This window comes from Desertihabitans aurantiacus (genome assembly GCF_003344635.1).
Taxonomy (GTDB): domain Bacteria; phylum Actinomycetota; class Actinomycetes; order Propionibacteriales; family Propionibacteriaceae; genus Desertihabitans; species Desertihabitans aurantiacus.
This window is the reverse complement of record NZ_QPKK01000382.1, coordinates 1-2,616: the sequence shown is the minus strand read 5'-3', so window position 1 is coordinate 2,616 and position 2,616 is coordinate 1. Positions and strand designations below refer to the sequence as shown.

Sequence of the window (2,616 nt, the reverse complement as noted above, 5' to 3'; positions counted from 1 at the left end):
CGCCCGTCGGGTCGCGGTCGCGGCCGGTCTGCCCGAGCGGGAGGCGCTGACCGCCGGCGACGGGGTCGAGTGGCTGGTCGAGTCGGGCGACGCCCCGCTCTCGGTGGACGTCCTGGACGGGGTGGACGCCGTCGTCACCGGCTCGGCGGTGGCGGTCGCGCTGACCGGCACCATCGTCCTCGACGCCTCGGCCGACCAGGGCCGCCGGGCCTTCACCCTGGTGCCGGACCACCACGTCTGCGTGGTGCGCGAGGCCGACGTGGTGCACGGGGTGGGCGAGGCGCTGCGCCGGCTCGACACCACCCGGCCGCTCACCTGGGTGAGCGGACCGAGCGCGACCAGCGACATCGAGCTGGACCGGGTCGAGGGCGTGCACGGGCCGCGGGTGCTCGACGTGGTCGTCGTCCGGGACAGCTGACCAGCCCGGGTCGGCGTGGGCCCGCCGCGCCGGGGTACCCGGCAGGCATGGACACCGCACCCCTCGCCCTCGTCACCGGCGCCTCCAGCGGGATCGGCCGCGAGCTCGCCACCGTCCTCGCCGAGAACGGCTTCGACCTGGTCGTCAACGCCGAGGACGCCGGCCTGGATGCCGCCGCCGAGCAGCTGCGCGCCACCGGAGCCGACGTCACCGCCGTCCGCGCCGACCTGCGCTCCCCGGAGGAGGTCCGCCGGCTGCACGCCGCGGTGACCGGCACCGAACGTCCGCTCGACGTGGCCGCCCTCAACGCCGGCGTCGGCCGGGGCGGCGCCTTCGTCGAGATCGACCTGGAGCAGGAGCTGGCGGTGATCGAGACCAACATCACCGCCACCGTCCACCTGGCGAAGCTGGTGCTGCGCGAGATGGTCGCCCGCGACGAGGGCCGGGTGCTCATCACCTCCTCGATCGCCTCGACCATGCCCGGCTCGTTCCAGGCCGTCTACAACGCCTCGAAGTCGTTCCTGCAGTCCTTCGCCGAGGCCCTGGTCGACGAGCTGAAGGACTCCGGCGTCACCGTCACCTCGCTGATGCCCGGGCCGACCAGCACCAACTTCTTCTCCCGGGCCGGCATGGACGACACCCCGATCGGGCAGAGCGCCAGCCAGGACGACCCGCGCCGGGTCGCCGAGCAGGGCGTCGCCGCGCTGCTGGCCGGCAAGCAGAAGGTCACCGGCGGTTCGGTGGGCACCAAGCTGCAGCAGGCCACCAGCGGACTGCTGCCCGACCGGCTCAAGGCGGCCCTGCACCGCCGGATGGCCGAGCCCATCGACCGGGACTGACCGGGCCGCCGCCCCTGCCCCGGGCGCGCAGGGCAGGATGTGCGCCATGGACGGACCCGCCGCGACCACGCCCGAGCCCGCAGACCCCCCGAGCGGGACGACCGCCACCGAGGAGCAGCCGGCTCCGCCGCCGCGGTGGAGCGTCAAGCTCGTCCCGGCCGCGCTGCTGTCGACCTCGGCGTTCTTCCTGTTCGCCTACCAGGTGTGGTGGATCGGCTACCCGCTGCTCGTCGCGGCCCTCGTGCTCGCGGTGCTGCTCGACCGCGGCCTGGCCAAGGACCTGCTGCTCATCGCGCTCGGCATCGGGATCGTCTCCTGGACCTCGGTGGAGGCCGACGTCGGCTGGTCCTCCTTCATCCGGATCGGCGCCACCCTCGCCCTGGCGGTGTCGGTGCCGCTGCTGGTCGACCGCCTGGTCTTCCGCCGGAAGGCCTACACCTTCCCCTGGCGCAGCCGGCAGAAGAAGACGAGGGGCGAGATCGCCTACCTGTTCGCGGTGCCCTTCCTCGGCTGGGCGATCCTGCCGTTCTACTTCATCCGCTCCGGCGCCTACGAGAACTGGCCGCAGATCGTCGACACCTCCGAGCTCGTGCGCTTCTTCATCGGCGTCAACGCGGTCGGCACCTGGGACGAGCTGTTCTTCATCTGCACGGTGTTCGCCCTGCTGCGCCGCCACTTCCCGATCTGGCAGGCCAACCTGCTGCAGACCGCGATCTTCGTCTCGTTCCTGTGGGAGCTCGGCTACCGCGCCTGGGGTCCGCTGCTGACCATCCCGTTCGCGCTGCTGCAGGGCTACCTGTTCTCCAAGACCCGCTCGCTGGGCTACGTGCTGATCGTGCACCTGCTCTTCGACGCCCTGGTCTTCATGGCCATCGTGCACGCCCACAACCGCGACTGGTGGCCGATCTTCCTCTACTGACCGCCCCGGCGCTGGCACACTGTGCCGGTGCCCAGCCTCGCCGTCGTCTCCCTGGCCGAGCGTCCCGAGCTGACTGACGCGTTCTGGTCGGTGCCGGGGGACTGGCCGGAGTTCATGCTCCAGGACCCGGTCTCGGCCACCCGCTACGGCGACGCGGTGGACCGCCACCCCGACCTGCACCTGGTGCTGCTGGAGGACGACCAGCCGGTCGGACGCCTGCACGCGGTGCCGGTGCGCTGGCCCGGGCCCGATGCGTCGCCGGTGCGCGGCTGGGACTGGGCGCTGGAGCAGGGCGTCGACGACCCGCCGGCCGAGCCGACCGCGGTCAGCCTGATCGAGGCCCGGCTGGCCCCGCAGCACCGCTCCCGCGGGCTGAGCCGGGTGCTGCTCGCCGCCGCGCGGGAGCGCTGCGCCCGGGCCGGGGTGGTCGACCTGCTGGC

At 73.2% G+C, this 2,616-nt stretch carries 4 protein-coding genes; all 4 read left to right on the top strand.

The window, feature by feature from the left end:
* On the top strand, positions 1-418 hold a 418-nt coding region (locus tag DVA66_RS19240; protein WP_198671958.1), incomplete at its 5' end, for a LutC/YkgG family protein.
* A gap of 47 nt (positions 419-465) precedes the next feature.
* The gene (locus DVA66_RS19235; protein ID WP_114561446.1) at positions 466-1,257 is read left to right on the top strand and encodes an SDR family NAD(P)-dependent oxidoreductase; all 792 of its coding nucleotides are present in this window, start codon (positions 466-468) and stop codon (positions 1,255-1,257) included.
* Positions 1,258-1,303: 46 nt separating this feature from the next.
* Positions 1,304-2,176, top strand: coding sequence for a CPBP family intramembrane glutamic endopeptidase (locus tag DVA66_RS19230; protein WP_114561445.1), 873 nt, complete (start codon positions 1,304-1,306; stop codon positions 2,174-2,176).
* 27 nt (positions 2,177-2,203) lie between these two features.
* A partial coding sequence (locus DVA66_RS19225; RefSeq protein ID WP_332872890.1) for a GNAT family N-acetyltransferase occupies positions 2,204-2,616 on the top strand: 413 nt, incomplete at its 3' end.

Excerpts from the sequence above, each read along its gene's own strand:
- DVA66_RS19230 (WP_114561445.1), top strand. The coding sequence starts at position 1,304 with ATGGACGGACCCGCCGCGACCACGCCCGAGCCCGCAGACCCCCCGAGC.
- DVA66_RS19235 (WP_114561446.1), top strand. The coding sequence starts at position 466 with ATGGACACCGCACCCCTCGCCCTCGTCACCGGCGCCTCCAGCGGGATC.